The 539-nt window shown below is 42.7% G+C and carries 1 pseudogene; it reads left to right on the top strand.

Features of this window, described 5'->3' with window-relative positions:
- A pseudogene (locus tag RF637_RS13880) lies at positions 1-520 on the top strand (mobilization protein); the annotation flags it as partial.
- Between the last annotated feature and the right edge of the window lie 19 nt (positions 521-539).

Below are 539 nucleotides of genomic sequence, written 5' to 3' on the forward strand. Positions count from 1 at the left end.
CAAGCACAAGGACGTGCAAAACCAGCTTCTTCAGCTTCAGAAAGAACTACGTTCCATTGAAACAAAGAAAAAGGTCCAAAAACTCATTTCTAAGGCTTCAGAGAAGTTTTACGGCTTGATAGGGAAAACGGTTAACGATAGGGAAAAAGATGCCTTAAAAGCCAAAATAAAGGCTTTAGAGGGGGAAAATGAACAGCTATCCGATAGACTGGGAAAGGCTATACTTGAAAAAGAGCGAAACGGCACAAAGGTATTCAAAGCCGAGAACGACAAGGAGTATTATAGACAGCAAATGGACAATGCAAGGACAACCAGTAACCGACTAAGAACGGAGAACCAAGAACTAAAGACCGAAACCAAGGAATTGAAAAAAGAACTTGGTAAGATGAAAGACTTGTTCAATTCCGAACAACTGGAGGCTTTAAGGCATCATTTCCCAAACATATCAAAAGCTATGGAAGAGGGGAAAGACCTACTCAAGCAAATCACCAGAAGCAGAGGTTTCGGCATGGGTATGTAACCCCCCCCCCGCCCCCAAA

Origin of the sequence: Kocuria sp. CPCC 204721 (genome assembly GCF_040980945.1) — a bacterium.
Taxonomy (GTDB): Bacteria; Actinomycetota; Actinomycetes; order Actinomycetales; family Micrococcaceae; genus Kocuria; species Kocuria marina.